This is a genomic window from Streptomyces viridochromogenes DSM 40736 (genome assembly GCF_000158955.1).
GTDB lineage: Bacteria > Actinomycetota > Actinomycetes > Streptomycetales > Streptomycetaceae > Streptomyces > Streptomyces venetus.
Genome location: NZ_GG657757.1, coordinates 929,107 through 945,789, shown reverse-complemented (window position 1 = coordinate 945,789; position 16,683 = coordinate 929,107). Strand labels below are relative to the sequence as shown.

Annotated in this window: 14 protein-coding genes and 1 pseudogene; 7 read left to right on the top strand and 8 right to left on the bottom strand. The window is 70.9% G+C overall.

Annotation, left to right across the window (positions count from 1 at the left end; genetic code table 11):
* Positions 1-4: 4 nt before the first annotated feature.
* Together SSQG_RS43880 and SSQG_RS04260 are read left to right on the top strand one after the other, a co-directional pair.
* Positions 5-700, top strand: a pseudogene (locus tag SSQG_RS43880) (polyketide synthase dehydratase domain-containing protein); the annotation flags it as partial.
* Positions 701-758: 58 nt separating this feature from the next.
* Positions 759-3,227, top strand: a complete 2,469-nt coding sequence (locus SSQG_RS04260) for a thioester reductase domain-containing protein (protein WP_106434140.1) — start codon at positions 759-761, stop codon at positions 3,225-3,227.
* Positions 3,228-3,287: 60 nt separating this feature from the next.
* On the opposite strand, the gene SSQG_RS04255 is transcribed toward SSQG_RS04260, so the two are convergent.
* Positions 3,288-3,677: a YybH family protein gene (locus SSQG_RS04255; RefSeq protein ID WP_052310228.1), complete on the bottom strand. Its 390-nt coding sequence runs from the start codon at positions 3,675-3,677 to the stop codon at positions 3,288-3,290.
* Between the two features lie 260 nt (positions 3,678-3,937).
* Between SSQG_RS04255 and SSQG_RS04250 the strand changes: the two genes are divergently transcribed.
* The 5 genes from SSQG_RS04250 to SSQG_RS04230 all read left to right on the top strand — a co-directional run bounded on the left by SSQG_RS04250 (position 3,938) and on the right by SSQG_RS04230 (position 8,105).
* Positions 3,938-4,414: a flavin reductase family protein gene (locus SSQG_RS04250; protein WP_338117243.1), complete on the top strand. Its 477-nt coding sequence runs from the start codon at positions 3,938-3,940 to the stop codon at positions 4,412-4,414.
* Positions 4,415-4,425: 11 nt separating this feature from the next.
* Positions 4,426-5,019, top strand: a complete 594-nt coding sequence (locus tag SSQG_RS38060; protein WP_158680995.1) for a hypothetical protein — start codon at positions 4,426-4,428, stop codon at positions 5,017-5,019.
* Positions 5,020-5,031: 12 nt separating this feature from the next.
* Positions 5,032-5,793 (top strand): SDR family NAD(P)-dependent oxidoreductase, encoded by a 762-nt coding sequence (locus SSQG_RS04240; RefSeq protein ID WP_003988472.1) that lies wholly within the window; start codon positions 5,032-5,034, stop codon positions 5,791-5,793.
* A gap of 213 nt (positions 5,794-6,006) precedes the next feature.
* Entirely contained in the window at positions 6,007-6,879 is an 873-nt protein-coding gene (locus SSQG_RS04235) for an NAD(P)-dependent oxidoreductase (RefSeq protein WP_003988471.1), read from the top strand.
* 50 nt (positions 6,880-6,929) lie between these two features.
* Positions 6,930-8,105 (top strand): acyl-CoA dehydrogenase family protein, encoded by a 1,176-nt coding sequence (locus SSQG_RS04230; protein WP_003988470.1) that lies wholly within the window; start codon positions 6,930-6,932, stop codon positions 8,103-8,105.
* A gap of 121 nt (positions 8,106-8,226) precedes the next feature.
* Here the strand turns inward: SSQG_RS04230 and SSQG_RS04225 are convergent, their stop codons facing one another.
* The 7 genes from SSQG_RS04225 to ccrA form a co-directional block, all read right to left on the bottom strand.
* Positions 8,227-9,096 (bottom strand): NAD(P)H-binding protein, encoded by an 870-nt coding sequence (locus SSQG_RS04225; RefSeq protein ID WP_039934710.1) that lies wholly within the window; start codon positions 9,094-9,096, stop codon positions 8,227-8,229.
* Between the two features lie 153 nt (positions 9,097-9,249).
* Positions 9,250-10,152: an NAD(P)-dependent oxidoreductase gene (locus SSQG_RS04220; RefSeq protein ID WP_039934708.1), complete on the bottom strand. Its 903-nt coding sequence runs from the start codon at positions 10,150-10,152 to the stop codon at positions 9,250-9,252.
* Positions 10,153-10,388: 236 nt separating this feature from the next.
* A complete protein-coding gene (locus SSQG_RS04215) occupies positions 10,389-11,273 on the bottom strand; it encodes an NAD(P)-dependent oxidoreductase (protein WP_003988467.1) in 885 nt (294 codons plus the stop codon).
* 261 nt (positions 11,274-11,534) lie between these two features.
* On the bottom strand, positions 11,535-12,998 hold the full coding sequence (locus SSQG_RS04210) for a flavin monoamine oxidase family protein (protein WP_003988466.1): 1,464 nt from the start codon (positions 12,996-12,998) through the stop codon (positions 11,535-11,537).
* A gap of 453 nt (positions 12,999-13,451) precedes the next feature.
* A complete protein-coding gene (locus SSQG_RS04205) occupies positions 13,452-14,336 on the bottom strand; it encodes a 3-hydroxybutyryl-CoA dehydrogenase (RefSeq protein WP_039931917.1) in 885 nt (294 codons plus the stop codon).
* Positions 14,333-15,331, bottom strand: a complete 999-nt coding sequence (locus SSQG_RS04200; protein WP_003988464.1) for a 3-oxoacyl-ACP synthase III family protein — start codon at positions 15,329-15,331, stop codon at positions 14,333-14,335. Before SSQG_RS04200 ends, SSQG_RS04205 begins: the two co-directional genes overlap by 4 nt.
* A 4-nt stretch (positions 15,332-15,335) precedes the next feature.
* Positions 15,336-16,661, bottom strand: coding sequence for a crotonyl-CoA carboxylase/reductase (gene ccrA, locus SSQG_RS04195; RefSeq protein ID WP_003988463.1), 1,326 nt, complete (start codon positions 16,659-16,661; stop codon positions 15,336-15,338).
* Between the last annotated feature and the right edge of the window lie 22 nt (positions 16,662-16,683).

The window sequence follows — 16,683 nt, the reverse complement described above, 5'->3', positions numbered from 1 at the left end:
CGGCCTGTGGCGCGACGGCGACACCCTCCTCGCCGAGGTCCGCATCCCCGACCAACTGCGCGCACAGGCAGCCGAGTTCGCCCTGCATCCGGCCCTGCTGGAGGCGGCCCTGCACACGCTGCCGCTCGCCCTCGGCACACCGGAGGGCACCGGGGCCCGGCTCGCCGCGCACTGGAGCGGCTACCAGCTCTACGCCGGCGGGGCGACCTCGCTGCGCGTCCGGTTCACCCCGGACGGCGACGCCGTGCGCGTGGACATCGCCGACCAGACGGGACGGCCGGTCGCCACGATCGCCTCGCTGACCCCGCGCACCGTCGGCGCGGCGGCCGTCGGGGCCGTCGGTGCCCGCAGCCACGACTCCCTGCTCCGCGTGGACTGGCGGCCCCTCGGCCTCACCGCGACGCCCGAGCGGCCCGCCGCCCTGGCACAGCTGGGCACCGACCTCTTCGACGCCGTCCAGCTCGCCGACGTGGCCGCGGCGGCCAAGGCCGTGGACGCGGGCGCCGTGTTCGACGCCGTCCTCGCCTGGCACACCCCGGCCCGCGAGGGGCAGGACATCGCCTCCGTGTACGCGGCCACCCACCACGCCCTCGGGGTCGTCCAGGAGTGGCTGGCCGACGACCGCCTGGAGGACGTCCCGCTCGTCTGGGTCACGCGGGGCGCCGTGGCGGTCGGCGGCGAGGACGTCACGGACCTCGGCGCGGCCGCCGTCTGGGGACTGCTGCGAACCGCCCAGTCGGAGTCGCCCGGCCGGTTTCGTGCTCGTCGACCTCGACGACGACCCGGCCTCCCTCGCCGCCCTGCCCGCCCTGGTGCGCTCCGGCGAGGCCCAGGCCGCGCTCCGGCAGGGCCGGGCCCTCGTCCCCCGCGTCACGCGGGTCGGCGCCCCGGCACCCGGCACCACGCCCGGCGGCACCTGGAACCCCGACGGCACCGTCCTCGTCACCGGCGGCACCGGCACCCTCGGCGCCCTGTTCGCCCACCACCTGGTGACCGCACACGGCGTGCGCCACCTGCTGCTCGTCAGCCGCAGCGGCCCCGCCGCGCCCGGCGCCGACGAGCTGCGGAACTCCCTCACGGCACTGGGCGCCGAGGTGACCGTCGCCGCCTGCGACACCGCCGACCGCGCCGCACTGGAGGAACTGCTGGCCGCGCTGCCCGCCGACCGGCCGCTGACCGGCGTGGTCCACGCCGCCGGTGTGCTCGACGACGGTCTCGTCACCGCACAGACCCCGCAGCGGCTCGACGCGGTCCTGCGGCCCAAGGCCGACGCCGCCTGGCATCTGCACGAACTCACCCGCGACCTGGACCTGTCCGCGTTCGTGCTCTTCTCGTCGCTCGCCGGCGTGATCGGCGGCGCCGGCCAGTCCACCTACGCCGCCGCCAACTCCTTCCTGGACGCCCTGGCCCAGCACCGCAGCGCCCACGGCCTGCCCGCGACCTCCGTCGCCTGGGGCCTGTGGGAGCAGCTCAGCGCGATGGCCGCCAACCTCGACGCCGCCGACGTCGACCGCATCGTCCGGGCCGGTTTCCGGCTCGTCGCGTCCGACGCGGGACCGGGCATCCTCGACACCGCCATGGCCCTGGGCACCCCCGCCCTGGTCGGTGTGCCCGTCGACGTGGAGGCGCTGCGCGAGCAGCGGACCTCGGTGCCGCTGGTCTTCCAGTCCCTGGCACGTACACCGGCGCGCCGCACGGTCAGCGAGTCGGCGCTGGGCACCGAGAGCCTGGCCGCCCTGCTCGAGGGCAAGGAGGAGGCGGAGCAGCTCCGCATCGTCCTCGACCTGGTCCGTGCCGAGGTGGCGGCCGTCCTCGGCCACTTCGACCCCGCCGGCATCCGGCCCGACCAAGCCTTCCCCGAACTGGGATTCGACTCGCTGACCTCCGTCGAACTGCGCAACCGGCTCGGCGCGGCGGCCGGCACCAGGCTCCCGGCCAGCCTCGTCTTCGACCACCCGTCGCCCGCCGCGCTCGCGGCGTACCTGCACGCCGAGATCGCCGGCGCGGAGCAGGCCGGGGCCGGGCCCCGAGTGGACTTCGCCGCCGAGATCCGGCTCGCCGACGACATCCGCCCGGCCGACGAGGTCCACGTGGTGGCGGAGGACCCCGAGGACGCGCTGCTCACCGGCGTCACGGGCTTCCTCGGCGCGTTCGTGCTGCGCGAGCTGATGCGTACGACACGGGCCCGGGTGCACGTCCTGGTGCGTGCCGCCGACCGGGCCGAGGCCCTGGAACGGGTGCGGTCCAACCTGGAGTGGTACCGCATCTGGGACGACATCGACCCCGGCCGCCTGCGTGTCGTCGTCGGCGACCTCGCCGCTCCGCGACTCGCTCTGACCGAGGAGGAGTTCGACGCGCTGGCCCGCACCGTCGACGTGGTCTACCACCCCGGCGCCTCGGTCAACTGGATCCACCCGTACGCGACGGTGCGGGCCGCCAACGTCCTCGGCACCGAGGAACTGCTGCGGCTCGCCGCCCGGCACCGCACCGTCCCGCTGCACTACGTGTCGACCACCGGCGTCTTCGCGGGCCCGGTGACCCGGGGCGTGCCGCTGAAGGTGACCGACCCGGCGGGGCCGGGCGAGATCCTGCCCAACGGCTACACCCAGAGCAAGTGGGTCACGGAGCAGATCATCGGCATCGCCCGCGAACGCGGCCTGCCGGTGAACATCTACCGGGTCGACCAGATCGCCGGCGACCAGGTCAACGGGGCGTGCCAGACCCGTGACTTCGTGTGGCTGACCATCAAGGGGATGCTCCAGGCCGGGGCGGCTCCGGCCGAACTTCCCGGAGTCTTCCGGCTGATGCCGGTCGACTACGCGAGCGCCGCCCTGGTCGCCGTGTCCCGGCGCCGGGCCGCCGCGGGCGGCACCTACCACCTCTGCAACGAGAGCCATGTGACGTTCGCCGACGTCGTGGCCCACCTGCGCGCGTACGGCTACCCGCTGGACGAGCTCGACCGGAAGACATGGTTCGAACTGGTGCGGGCCGACCCGGAGAACTCGGCCGCACCGCTGCTCGACGCGGTGGAACTGCTCGTCGCGGACAGTGAGTCCTTCTACCCGGCCATCGCCACCACCGAGACCGTCGCCGCGCTCGACGGGACCGGTATCGACTGCCCACCGGTCACCGGCGAGCTGTTCAGGAAGTACGTGGAGTTCTTCGCGGACACGGGGTACTTCCCCGCCCCGCGGGAGAGCGGAGCCGGAGCGGAGGCCTCCAGGTGACACACCGCCGCGGCCGGGACACGACAGTCGCGTCCCGGCCGCGGTACCCGGCCGTGTTCCTCAGATCTGTGTGCCGTACGGGTTGTCGATGACGTACAGCCAGTCGTCACCCCGCCGGCGCAGCACGTCGAGCGCGGTGCCCGAGTGACGCTCGGGGCCGCCCTCGGCCGTGTCCACCTCGATCGACCAGTCCACGACCAGCAGAGCGGTGTCGGACGTCACGTAGCACTCCAGTACCCGCGCCGTCATGACGGGCCCCAGCGCCAGAACCTCCGCCCGTCCTTTCGTTCGTTCCGGCCCGGAAAGGACACTGCCGTCCTCCTGGACGGAGATGGCGTCAACGGCGAAAAGCCGGTCGAGCGTGGCGACATCGCCACTGTTGAAGGCACTGACGGCGAGTTCCGCCCGTGCCAGGACCTGGTGATTCAGGTCTTCGCCGATTGCGGTCATGGCGTGCTCACTCCTCGGTCGTCCGGGGCGGTCGGAAAAGCGCGCGAAAGAGCCCCGAGGGCCCGCGCGTTCCGGGCGTGAGCCTGCCATCTCCCGGTCATCGCCAGGCAACGAGCCGCCCCGCCACGACGGTTACTCCGTGGTGAGAGAGAGCGGAAGGCGGCCCCCTACGCTTTTCCCATGATTCTTCGGAGGGTTTCGGAATGAGTCCTGTGTCAGTGAACGAAGTCGTTCACGGAATTCCGGTGGAACCGGCGTCGATGCGGTCGGCAATGGCGCGCTTCGCGACCGGAGTCATCGTGCTGAGCGTCGGTGGCGAGAACATTCACGGAATGACCGCCAACGCGTTCACTTCGGTCTCCCTCGAGCCACCGAAGATCCTGTGCTGCGTGGCCCACAGCGCCGTCATGCACAAGGCGATCACCTCGGTGCACGGGTTCGGCGTCTCGATCCTGGGCGCCGGACAGGAGCCCGTCGCCCGCCACTTCGCCGACAAGGCCAGGCCGCTGGGCCCCGAGCAGTTCCACGGCTTCGGCTTCGAACCCGGGGCGCGGACGGGGGCGCCGCTCCTGCACGGCGCGGTCGGCTGGCTGGAGTGCGAACTGTCCGAGGCCTACGACTCGGGCGATCACTCGATCTTCATCGGTGACGTGGTCCACGCCGCCACGGCGCAGGACTCGGCCGGGCTGCTCTTCTTCAACGGCGGTTTCCGGCAGCTCGGAGCCGCCCCCGAATGACAGGGGGGACCATGTCCGCAGGAACGAGCACACAGAAGCCGGCCTGGCCCGTGGAGCCTCTGGCCGGGCCCTGGTTCATCGAGGCGCTGAACGAGGGCCTGGCCCGGTCGGTGACACGCCTCACCCGGCCCGCGCCCGCCCGAGGGCACAGCGCCCCGGACCCGCACGACACCCTCGCCGACGGGCACTCCTTCGACGACCCCTTCACCGCCAAGGTGATGGCCGCGTACACGGAGGCGCTCGACACCGTGCTCAGCAGCGCCGAGCGCGACGACCCCCGGCTGCGGCGGGCGCTGCTGCGCCATGGAGCCCACATGCTCGCGGAGGCGTCCGGCCTGGGCTGCCGGACGCGGGACGGCGGCGAGTGTCTCCAGGAGCGGCCGCTGGAACCGGAGCGGGCGGCGGAGATGGGCACCCTGCTGATGGAGTGCGCCGCGCTCGTGGCGCTCGGCGACGGATCGCCCCGGCCGGGCTCCCGGGCCGCCGACCTCATCAGGGATCTGGGCACCTCGGTGCGTCGGACACCGGGACCGGCCCGAACCCGCCGTGACATGTCGCGATCACGCATTTCACCAGAAGTTCACAGCTGGCGTACCAAGTCCTGACAGGATCTCCTCATGGATAAAGGTCTTCTTACCGGAAAAGCCGTCCTCGTCACCGGGGCGAGCAGTGGCATCGGAGCGGCGGCGGCCAGAGTGTTCGCCCAGGAGGGCGCGGCGGTCTTACTCGTCGCCCGCCGGCAGGAGCGGCTGGCCGCCCTCGTCGACGAGCTGCGCACCGAAGGGGCCCGGGCGGAGTACGTGGTCGCCGACGTCACCTCGCGCGAGGACGCCGCGATGGCGGTGAAGTCGGCCGTCGGCACGTTCGGACGGCTCGACGGGGCATTCAACAACGCCGGCGTCGGAGGCGACCGCACCCCTCTGCACCAGATGGACAACGAGACCTACGACACCATCATGGACACCAATGTGCGCGGTGTCTTCAACTGTCTGCGCGCGGAGATCGCCGCGATGCTGGAGCACGGTGGCGCGATCGTCAACAACAGCAGCGTCGGCGGGCTCGTCGCCATACCCACCGCCGCGCCGTACATCGCCTCCAAGCACGCCGTCGTGGGCCTCACCCGGGCGGCCGCCGACGAGTACGCACAGCAGGGCATCAGGGTGAACGCCGTGGCCCCCGGCACCACCCGCAGCGAGATCACCACGGACTGGTTCGCCCGCAACCCCGGCCTGGAGGACATGGTCAACTCCATGACCCCGCAGGGCCGTACGGCGGAACCGGAGGAGATAGCCGCAGCCGCGGCCTGGCTGCTCAGCGACCGTTGCCCCTTTCTGACCGGCACGGTCCTGCCGGTGGACGGCGGCTTCGTCAACCAGTGAGAACCGGTACGGCGGAGGAGCGGATTACTCCGCCGTTACTGCCGCCCCACGCCGCCCGGATAGATTCGCAAGCCACATAGAGGCGTGTGGGGCGCCCCGTTCAGCACGGCTCCTTCGCCGGGCCGGGCCGAATCACCGCAGCGGTGGCGCCGGTCGGCGTCGGACGGGCCCCTTCGCTCCTTCTCTCCCCGACCACGAGAGGGCAGGACACCCATGTCGAAGCAGTCGCTCACCCTTGTCGGACTCGGCCCGATGGGCAGTGCGATGGCCGAGGCGTATCTCGCCAGGGGCTACGAGGTGACCGTGTGGAACAGGACGGCGAGCAAGGCCGAGCCCCTCGTGGCCAAGGGAGCCGTCCTCGCACCCACGGTCGCCGACGCCCTGGCCGCCCACGAGCTCGTCCTGCTCAGCCTGACGGACCACCAGGCGATGTACGCCGTCCTCGGCCAGGCCACCGAGGCGCTCAAGGGCAGGACCGTCGTCAACCTCAGCTCGGACACCCCGGCCAAGTCCCGCGAGGCGGCCGACTGGGTGAACGGGCACGGTGCGGCGTACCTGACGGGAGGGGTGACGGTGCCGCCCCACCGCATCGCCGGCCCGGGTGCGCTCACCTTCTACAGCGGCCCCCGCGAGGTCCTCGAGGAACACCGCGCCACGCTCGAGGTGATCTCCGCCGCCGACCACCGGGGTGAGGACCAGGGGCTGGCCGCCCTCTTCTACCAGTTGCAGCTCGACATCTTCTGGACGTCCCTGTTCTCCTGGCTGCACGCCGTCGCGGTCGCCAAGGCCAACGGCATTTCGGCCGCCGACATCCTGCCCTACGCCTCCGGCACCCTCGCCTCGATGCCGGACTTCCTGGGCTTCTACACCCCCCGGCTGGACGAGGGGAACTTCGCCGGCGACGTGGAGCGGCTCTCCATGGGCCTGGCGAGCATCGAGCACGTCGTGGAGACCGGACTCGACAGCGGCGTCGACTCCTCGCTGCCCACCGCGGTGCTGGAACTCCTCCGGCGGGGCTTCGATGCGGGCCGGGCCGAGGACAGTGCCACGAGCATCGTCGAACTCCTCAAGCAGGCCTCCGCGTAAGCGGTCCGCCGAGGTACGGGAACGGAAGCCGACAAGGGAAGGTGAGTGGGATGACTGCTGCCGATGCGCGCCGTACGGCGGTGCTCGAAGCGGTGCGGAGCATTGCCCCGCGACTCAGGGAGAACGCCCCGGTCGCCGAGAAGGCGGGCTGGATACCGGACGAGAGCGTCGCACTCCTGGAGAAGGCCGGGGTCTTCGGTATCGCCGTGCCCGAGAAATTCGGCGGCACGGACCTTCCGGCCGCCGAGCAGTTAGCGGTCCTGGAGGAGGTGGCCAAGGCCTGCGGTTCCACCGGCTGGGTCACCGCGGTCTGGGTGACCACGGCGTGGATGGCGAGCCTCTACCCCGACAAGGCCCAGGAGGAGGTCTTCGCGGGCGGCCAGGTGCGTGTCTCCGGAGGCTTCTCGCCCTCCGGGACGCTGGTGCCGACCGAGGGCGGTTACCTGCTGACGGGGGAGTGGCGGTTCAACAGCGGTGTCCGCGCCGCAGACTGGAACGTCTGCGCGGCGCTCGTGGAGCACGAGGACGGCCGGGTCGAGGACCTGTACCCGCTGGTCCCGACCTCGGACCTGGTCATCGGAGACGACTGGGACGTCTTCGGCGCGGCCGGCACCGGCAGTGTCACCTCGACCGCCGACGGCGTCTTCGTCCCCGCGCACCGCGTGGTCGGCGCCGAGGCGTACGAGGCGGCCACCGGCGACCGGTGGAACGCCGACCTCAAGGGCCGCAACTACCACCTGCTCAGCTACGTCCTGACCCAGTGCACCGCCGTCTACACCGGCCTGGCCCGGGCCGCCCTCGACGTCTTCGTGGAGAAGCTCCCGGGCAAGGGCATCGCGTACTCGAACTGGGCCGAGCAGATCAAGCATCCGCACATCCACCACCAGGTGGCCGTGGCCGCCAACAAGATCGCGGCGACGGAGGGCCTGCAACGCTCCTTGGTGGAGCTGGTGCAGAAACGTGCCGACCAGGGCCGCCGGCTGACGGTGGGGGAGAAGGCGACGATCCGCGGGCAGATCGCCTACATCGTGCAGACGGCCAAGGAGGCCGTCGACACCCTCTACACCGTGAGCCCGGCCTCCGTCATCGTGCGCAGCGGAGACCTCCAGCGCATCGAGCGGGACATCCTGGCCCTGTCGGTGCACGGGCTGTTCGCCCCCGTCGCCTCCCTGGAGGTCCAGGGACGGCTGCTGCTCGGCCTGGAGCCCGACAACGACTACCTCTGATCCGCCGGACCGGGCGGAGCCCGGGGCTCCACGCCCGAGCGCCCCGCCCCGTACGACACGTCACGTGCGTACGGGGCGGGGCGCTCGGGCGTTCCGGGGAACGCGGGCGTCCGGGGCGTCGTTACGACGGCTGCTTGTCCCACACGCCCGTGGCCGCCGTCACGCGTACGTAGTCGGCGAAGTCGCGCGGCGCCCGGCCCAGGATGCGCTCCACGGCGTCCGTGAGATAGCCGTTGGCGCCGCTGTGCACCTGGGCGAAGAGACTGGACTCCATACGCACGAACTCCTCGGTGTCCATGTACCGGTACGGCTCCGGCACACCCGCGGCCCGCATCTCGGCGGCGAACTCCTCGGCGGGCTGCGCGGTGAAGCGGAAGTCGTGCCCGGTCTCGGCGGCGATCTCCGCCACGGCGTCGCCGAAGGTCAGCAGCCGGGGCCCGGTCAGCTCGTAGAGACGGCCGGTGTGGCCGTCCTCGGTGAGCACCCTCGCGGCCGCCTCGGCCACGTCCCGCGCGTCGACGAACGCCTCCCGGCCGTCCCCGGTGGGCAGGCGGACCTCGCCGGCCACCAGCGGGTGCACCAGCAGCGCCTCACTGAAGTTCTGGTGGAACCACGCGGGACGCAGGATCGTCCACGGGGCGCCGGAGGAGCGCACCGCCACCTCGGCCGGGTAGGCCTCAGGCCAGCCCCGTGCCGACTGGAGGACCACCCGCTCCACACCGAGGGAGAGGGCCAACTCGCCCAGCTGGCGCAGCCGCACGGCGGCCTCGGGACTGAACAGGTTCTGCAGGTAGACCACGTACACGGCACGGGCGCCCTCCAGGGCCGGGGCCCAGGTGGCGGCGTCGAGCCAGTCGAAGTGCTGCTCGGAGGAGCGGGACGCCACCCGCACCGAGTGGCCGCCGTTTCGCAGCGCCGGTACCAGCCGGCGGCCGACCTTGCCCAGACCACCGAGGACGACGATGGGTCTCTCCGTCAGGTTCTCAGTCATGCGCTTCACTTCACCGGTTCCGCAAGCCCGGAGCAAGGGGGTTCAGTACCCCACTGCGTATGCGGTGACCAGCGGATTCATCCCGCTGGGCGGTCAATTCCGGGGCGGTGGACGGGCGATGACCGATCCGGTCTCCGTCGCTCCGTCCCTCAGTCAGTCAGTCGGCTCGGGACGGCGGACGCCCTCGACCGTCGCGGTGTAACTGGCGTCGGCGTGCCCCAGGGCGCGTGCGCGGCGCTCGACGGACGAGACGGCGCGCAGCACGCTGGTGTCGAGTCCTCGTAGCCGCGCCGCCTCGATGATGTCGTCGACGGTGGAGCACCGCATCGTGAGCAGTTCGCCACCGCCCGGGTAGGCCCCCTCGTCGATCTCGCGGGCCGTGTCGGCTGCGAGCAGTTCGACCGTGTCGAGCATGACCTTCAGGTAGGGCGCGAAGTCCCGCGCCTTCACGCCGTCCGCTTCGGCCAGGGCGAAGCTGTGCATCATCCCCGACATGCTCGTCCAGAAGAAGTCGAGCAGCGACATGTCGTAGAGAGCGGCGAAACCGGGGTCCTCGCCGACGTGGACCACGCGGCCGCCCAGGGCCTCGAACGTCACGCGGTGCCGGTCGTACGCGTCCGGGGAACCACTGAGGAAGACCAGCGAGTCCGGGCCGGCGATGAAGTTCGGGCCGATCATGATGGCACCGTCGAGGTAGTCGACGCCCTGCTTCACCGCCCACGCGGCCGCGGTGCGGGACCGCTCCGCCGTGCTGGTGGAGACGTTGAGCAGCACGCGGCCCTCGAAGTCGGCGGTGTCGACCGTGTCGAGCACCGACTGCGCGGCCTCGTAGTCGGCCACGCTGACGACGACCAGGTCGCCCGCGCGCACCGCCTCGGCCGCGGTGTCCGCCCACCGAGCGCCCGCGGCGACCAGGTCGTCCGCCTTGCCCCGGGAGCGGTTCCAGACGGTGGTGGGATGACCCGCCCGTGAGAAGGCACCGGCCAGGGCACGGCCCATGGGCCCCAGCCCCAGCACGGTGACCGGCAGTTTCCGGATGTCCGTTTCATTTGTCATGCCAGGCAGCATCTGTGCTTCCGCGCGCCCTCACAAGAGCGCTCGGTCAAAACGCGCTCAAAGCGCTCTCAAAAGCGCACGTCAGAGGTCGGAGAATAGACAGGAAGAGAGCGCTGGGCGCCTCCTCGATTACCGTGGAGTGGGTGCGCCCGGGAATTGACTTCGGCCTCCAGGAAGGGATCCTGGAGGCCGAGAATATTCGCCTGGCGGGCGGCAGGGTCAGCGACCCCGCATGGTCACTTCTTGTTCTGCTTGAGCAGCTCGATCACGCCGGAGAAGTCGTCGCTCCCGAAGCCGTCGGCGACCCGGCGGTCCATCAGCGACTGGATCGGGTCCAGCAGCTCCGAGCTGACACCCTGGCTCCGGCTGGCCTCGACGATGTTGCGGAAGCCCACCTGCTGCATGCTGAGCGCCGCCGAGATACCGACGTTGTACTCGTCGTTGTCGATCTGACGCGCCAGGTTCGCCACCACACCGGCGATCGAGGTCACGTACGGGATCAGCAACTCGGTGGAGAACTGCTGGGCGTTGACGCCCTCGGAGCGCACCATGGCGATGGCCTGCACGGCGCCGCCGAGCATGCCGTACATGCCGGCCAGCAGGGACAGGTCGAGCAGGGACGCCAGACCCGGGTCGGTACCCGCGAAACGGGCGTCGCCCACGGCGCTGAGGACCGGCTTGTCGCGCTCGAAGGACTCCGTGCCGGAGCCGCTGTAGAGCACGTAGGCGTGGTCGGTGCCGATGATCTGCGGAACGGCCATGATGCCGCCGTCGATGTAGTCGTAACCGAGGTCGGCCGCCCACTTCGCGGTCTCCCGGGCCTGCTCCGGGGTGCCGTTGGTGAGGTTGTAGACCGTGCGGCCCTTCAGGGCGTCGCCCAGCGGGTCCAGGACCTCGTGGACGGAGTCGTAGTCGAGGAGACAGACGATGACCACGGGGCTCGCCTGCGCGGCCTCGGCGGCCGTGGCGGCACGCTCGGCCCCCTGCTCGACCAGGGCGTCGGCCTTGGAGGCCGTACGGTTCCAGACGGTCGTCGAGTGACCGGCCTTCAGAAACGCGCCGGCGAGCGCCGCCCCCATCTCTCCCAGACCGATGACAGTAACTGCGGTATTGCCCGCCATTTCGTGTTCCCTCTCACTTGAAAACAATCGGGTGCCGGGGATGAGTGTTGCGGGTAAGTCAGCGGAAATCAAGTGCGTACGGTGGCGACGCACCTTCCTTTGCGCGAGAGCGAATTGGTCCCCGTGAAAATGACAAACTATGGATCTCTTGCTATTCGCTCGGTGTCGTTCGGTGTTATGGGCGCGTGACGCGGTCACAAAAAGGGAAGCGGCCCCTCCGCCCGCCTGGTGGACGGAGGGGCCGCGGCCGGGGAGCCGGGGTCAGGCGCCGATGATGCCGGCGATCTGGCCCGCTGCGGTGTTACCGCTCTCGATGGCGCCGTCCATGTAGCCGTTCCAGCCGCTGGCGATGTCGCCGGTGGCGAACGTGAGCCGGCCCACGGGCTGCTGGACCGCCCGCAGGGGGCCCATCAGGACGCCGGGACCGCGCACCGCCCAGCCGCCCTGCGAGTACGGGTCCTGGCCCCAGTTCTGGGCCGAGACCGCGAGCACCTCGATGCCCGGGATGATCTTCCGCAGCTCGGTCTGCACCGTCGCCCGGTCGCCCGCGTTGAACGACGCGGCATTGCTGAAGCCGATCACGATGTTGCCGTCGGAGCGCTCCTTGAACGGGAACACAGCGGTGATCTTCGAGGAGGAGGCGGCCGGTGACTCCGCGGAGAACCGGCCCAGGCCGGTGCCCTTGACGTGCATCATGAACTTCTGGGCCGTGCGCACACCGAGGCCCCGGGTGGACAGGCCGGTGAACTCGGAGGGCAGGCCGGGCGAGAACCGGATGCTGTTCCACACGTTCACCGGAACGGCGACCACCACGCCACTGGCGGTGTAGGTCGTTCCCCTCGCCGTCACCGCGACCTGCGTGCCGTTGACCGCGACGGCGGTCACCGGGGTGCTGAGCTTCACCGTCGCCTTGGACTCGTTGAGGATGGCCTGCACGAGCGCGGTCGAACCCACCGTGGGACGGTAGGTGTTGATGCTCCCGTAGCCCTCGTAGGTGTGTCCGGACAGGGCCCACCAGTGGGCCATCTCCGTCAGGCCCACGGTCGAGGCCGAACCGGTCAGGTAGGAGGTGGCCGGGTCGACCAGCAGCTGGTCCGCGGCGCTGAAGCGCATCTGCTCGACCCGGTCGCGCATGGAGAGCCGGTCCAGGTCGCGGAGCAGGTCCTCGCGGGTGAACGGCTTGTAGGGGTCCGGGAAACAGGTCCTCGACCCCTCGAACAGGGGCGTGACCACCTGCGACTGACGGGTGAACAGGTCGACGGAGTCGAAGGCCTGCCAGCCACCGGTCGTGGTGGTGGGGAAGTAGCTGCGGACGGGCGGGGCGTCGGCGGTCAGCGCCAGCCTGTACCTCTGGACCTCCCGCCACACGTTCGGCTGCTTCTCGTCGACCCACGTGCCGCCCATCTCGACCTGCTCACCGGCGAAGGTGGACGTCAACACCCGGCCGCCGATGCGGTTGCGGGCCTCCAGCACCAGGACGTTCAGGCCCTTGGCCGTGAGGCTGCGGGCGGCGCTGGCCCCGGCGAAGCCGGCGCCTATGACGATGACGTCGTAGGAGGCGCGGGACGCGGCCCCCGCCGTGCCCGACGTGGCCGCGGCGACCGAGGCGGTCAGCGCGGTCGTACCCGCCGCCTTCAGCAGGAACCGGCGCGAGAGCCGGCGCGAGATGCCGGCGGTCGGGTCCTCGGCGTGACGCGACTGGGACGAAGTGTTCTCGATGGTCATAGTCTTCCTCGAATGGCTGTCCTGAACCACCGCTCGCGCGGGCCGGTGTGAGCCGACCCGTGCGACGGTGGTGGTGATGCACGACGTCCCCCGTGAGACGCCGCAGGATCAGGCAGCCGCATTCCGAAAGGCGGTCCTGACGACCCCAGCCCGGATGTCGAGGCAACAGAGCGCGCGTGCGGTGCGCAGGACAGGGTCACTGTCCGTGGACTCCGTTGCCTTTGCTTCCCCCCTTGGGAGTCGACGCACCCTCGTCGCTTCGCGAGTCACGATGGCCGGCGATGACGGTCCACCGGTGTGCGCCGCCTGATACCCAGAACTGAGGCTAGTCCAGAGGGAATTCGGACAATCCACTCTCCGGTAACGGGGGAGGAACCGGGCCGGGCGCCCGGCCCGGACGCCCGGGGCGCAGTGCGCGGCCGGAAACCGCCGCGCACCGTTTGCGCGCATGGTTCAGCGGTCGTACGTGTAGAAGCCGCGTCCCGTCTTCCGCCCCAGCAGGCCACCCTCGACCATGCGGATCAGGAGGGAGGGCGGGGCGTACAGCGGCTCCTTGTACTCCTCGTACAGTGACCCGGCGATGGACGCGACGACGTCGAGGCCGATGAGGTCGCACAGTTGCAGTGGGCCCAGGGGGTGCGAGCAGCCCAGGCGCATGCCCCGGTCGATGACCTCCGCCGTGGCGAAGCCCGACTCCGCCATGCGGATCGCCGAGACCAGATACGGGAACAGCAGCGCGTTGACGACGAATCCGGCCCGGTCGGCCGTGCGGATCACCTCCTTGCCGAGCGTCTGCGAGACGAACCGCTCGGCCCGGTCCGCCACCGGCTCCTCGGTGAGCAGGGAGCTGGTGAGCTCGACCAGCGGAAGCATGGGCACCGGGCTGAAGAAGTGGACGCCGATCACCCGGCCGGGCCGGCTCGTGGAACGGGCCAGCCGCGTCACGGGCAGCGAGGAGGTGTTGGTCGCCAGGATGGCGTCCGGGTCCTCCATGATGGCGTCCAGGGCGGCGAACAGCTCCACCTTGGCCGTCTCGTCCTCGCGGATCGCCTCCACGACGAACTGCCGGTCGGCCATCGCCTTGAGGTCCGGGACCAGCTCGATCCGGCCGAGAGCCGTGTCGCGCTCGGCAGCGGTCAGCTTGCCCTTGGCCACCGCCTTGCCGAGGGAGTCGCGGATGCGGTTCCAGCCCGGCTCCACGGACTCCGGCCTGGAGACGGCGACCGTCACGTCGAGGCCGACCCGGGCGCACACCTCGGCGATGCCCGACCCCATCAGGCCGCAGCCGACGATGCCCACCCGGTTGACGGGCGGTGTGTCCTGCACTGTCGTGTTCATGCTGTCACTCCCCAGCGGATGAGACCGGCGCCCATGGACATGCCGCCGCCGAAGCCGCCGAGCAGCACGAGGTCGCCGGGGTGGAGATGGCCTTGACGGTGGGCCTCGTCGAGGGTGATCGCGATGGCGGCGTTGCCCGCGTTTCCGTAGCGATCGAGAGTGCGGTGCGTATGCGCGGAGGTGAGGCCCGCACGCTCGACGAGCTGGGCCAGCATGACCCCGTTGGGCTGGTGCGGAACGAAGTGGGCGATGTCCTCACGGGAGGTGTCCGTGCGGGCGCACAACGCGTCGAGCAGCGAGGGGAAGTTGTCCAGGACGAAGTCCCGGACCGCCCGCCCCTCCATACGGAAGTAGTGGTCGCCGTTCTGGACGGTCCGCTCGGACGCGGGCAGTCTGCTGCCCCCGGCCTCGACACGGATGAGCTGGTGCGCGTCGCCGCGCGACGCCAGTTCGAAGCCGGTGAACCCGTACGGCTCGTCGACCGCTCCGACGACGGCGGCGCCGGCGCCGTCAGCCATCAGGACGGCCGTGCGGCGATCGGTGAAGTCCAGGATCCGCGAGTAGATGTCGGCGCCGACGACGAGGGCCCTGCTGCCGGGCCGTTCCCGGATCAGGCTGCGGGCGATCGCGAGCGCGTAGACGAATCCGCTGCACACGACGTTGACGTCGAAGCAGACCGCCTTGTGGGCGCCGAGCCCGCGCTGCACGTGGAAGGCGGTGGGCGGTTGGGGGGAGTCGGGGGTCGAGGTGGAGACGATGAGGTAGTCGACCTCGTCCGCCTCCAGTCCGGCTCCCTCCAGGGCGTTTGCCGCCGCGTGGATGCCGAGGTCCGAGGTGGCCTCGTCGGGCGCGGCGTACCGGCGCTCCAGAATGCCGGTGCGTTCCTCGATCCATTCGGTCGGGACACCGACACGCGCGGCGATCTCGGCGTTGGTGACCTCCTCCTTGGGGAGGTGGGAACCCGTGCTCAGAATGCCGATGGGTTGCTCGGTCATGGCGTCAGATGCTCCGCACCGGATTCAGCGCGGCCGCGCCGATCCGCTCCCGCAGCGCCGCGTCGGTGACCCCGAGCCCCTCCTGCGGAGCGAGACAGAGCACACCGACCTTGCCTGTGTGCTCGTTGTTCTGCACCAGCCGGGCGGCCTCCCCGACCTCGTCGAGGGAGTACACGGTGGACAGCACGGGGGAGATCCTGCCCTGGGCGACCAGCCGGTTCAGCTCGGCCTGCTCCTGCAGGTTGGCGGCGTGGCTGCCGATGATGCGCTTGGAGTTCATCCACAGGTAGCGGTTGTCGTACGTGTGCTGGTAGCCGGTGCTGGAACCGCACGTCACCACGGTGCCGCCGCGCCGGACGACGAAGGTGGAGACGCCGAAGGTCGCGCGGCCGATGTAGTCGAAGGCCACGTGCGGGTCCTCGCCGACCTCCTGGCGGATGATCCGGCCGAGACGCTTGCCCTGCTCGATGGTCTCCTCGGGCGTGTCGGCGCGGCCGAGTCCTGTCTCGGCGCGGTTGATGATGACGTCGCAGCCGAGCGCCCGGAGCACCTTGGCCTTGCTCTCCGAGCTGACGACACCGACCGGGATGCCTCCTGCCGCCTTGACCAGCTGCACGGCGAACGCCCCGAGCCCGCCGGTGGCGCCCCAGATGAGAACGACGTCCCCGAGCTTGATCCGCGCGCCCTTGTCGCTGATCAGCATGCGGTAGGAGGTGGCGGCCGTGAGCAGCACGCTCGCGGCCTCCTCCCAGGTCAGGTGCGCGGGCTTGGGCAGGAGCTGGCTGGCCTTGACCACCGAGTAGTGCGCGAGTCCGCCGAAGTTGGTCTCGTAGCCCCAGATGCGCTGGCCGGCGCCGAGCATGGCGTCCGCGTGCGTGGCCGGTTCCTGGTCGTCGACCTGGACGCAGCTGACGACGACGTGGTTGCCCGCGCGCCAGTTCCGGACGGCGCTGCCCACGCGCACCACCACACCGGCCCCGTCGGAGCCGATGACGTGGTGCGGCAGGTCGTGACGGGTGGCGAGGCCGCCCAGGCGCCCGAAACGCTCCAGGAAGCCGAAGGTGGGAACCGGCTCGAAGGTCGCGGACCAGACGGTGTTGTAGTTGATCGCGCTGGCCATCACCGCCACCAGCACCTCGTCCGGGGCCAGTTCCGGCATGGGCACGCTGCCGACGCGGATGGACCGGCGCACGTCCTTGTCGCCGCCGTCGCCGAACATGCCGACGTCCTCGGCCCGCAGGTGAGCAGCCGTGTACTGCTCCGGTACCTGCTCCCGCTCCAGCACTTCCGCGGGTGCCCCCGCGAGCACAGCCTCGGTCAGGGAATCCATCATGCTCCAGTCTCGTGAAGTG

Excerpts from the sequence above, each read along its gene's own strand:
- SSQG_RS04255 (WP_052310228.1), bottom strand. The coding sequence starts at position 3,677 with ATGACCGCAATCGGCGAAGACCTGAATCACCAGGTCCTGGCACGGGCG.
- SSQG_RS04250 (WP_338117243.1), top strand. The coding sequence starts at position 3,938 with ATGCGGTCGGCAATGGCGCGCTTCGCGACCGGAGTCATCGTGCTGAGC.
- SSQG_RS38060 (WP_158680995.1), top strand. The coding sequence starts at position 4,426 with ATGTCCGCAGGAACGAGCACACAGAAGCCGGCCTGGCCCGTGGAGCCT.
- SSQG_RS04240 (WP_003988472.1), top strand. The coding sequence starts at position 5,032 with ATGGATAAAGGTCTTCTTACCGGAAAAGCCGTCCTCGTCACCGGGGCG.
- SSQG_RS04235 (WP_003988471.1), top strand. The coding sequence starts at position 6,007 with ATGTCGAAGCAGTCGCTCACCCTTGTCGGACTCGGCCCGATGGGCAGT.
- SSQG_RS04230 (WP_003988470.1), top strand. The coding sequence starts at position 6,930 with ATGACTGCTGCCGATGCGCGCCGTACGGCGGTGCTCGAAGCGGTGCGG.
- SSQG_RS04225 (WP_039934710.1), bottom strand. The coding sequence starts at position 9,096 with ATGACTGAGAACCTGACGGAGAGACCCATCGTCGTCCTCGGTGGTCTG.
- SSQG_RS04220 (WP_039934708.1), bottom strand. The coding sequence starts at position 10,152 with ATGACAAATGAAACGGACATCCGGAAACTGCCGGTCACCGTGCTGGGG.
- SSQG_RS04215 (WP_003988467.1), bottom strand. The coding sequence starts at position 11,273 with ATGGCGGGCAATACCGCAGTTACTGTCATCGGTCTGGGAGAGATGGGG.
- SSQG_RS04210 (WP_003988466.1), bottom strand. The coding sequence starts at position 12,998 with ATGACCATCGAGAACACTTCGTCCCAGTCGCGTCACGCCGAGGACCCG.
- SSQG_RS04205 (WP_039931917.1), bottom strand. The coding sequence starts at position 14,336 with ATGAACACGACAGTGCAGGACACACCGCCCGTCAACCGGGTGGGCATC.
- SSQG_RS04200 (WP_003988464.1), bottom strand. The coding sequence starts at position 15,331 with ATGACCGAGCAACCCATCGGCATTCTGAGCACGGGTTCCCACCTCCCC.
- ccrA (WP_003988463.1), bottom strand. The coding sequence starts at position 16,661 with ATGGATTCCCTGACCGAGGCTGTGCTCGCGGGGGCACCCGCGGAAGTG.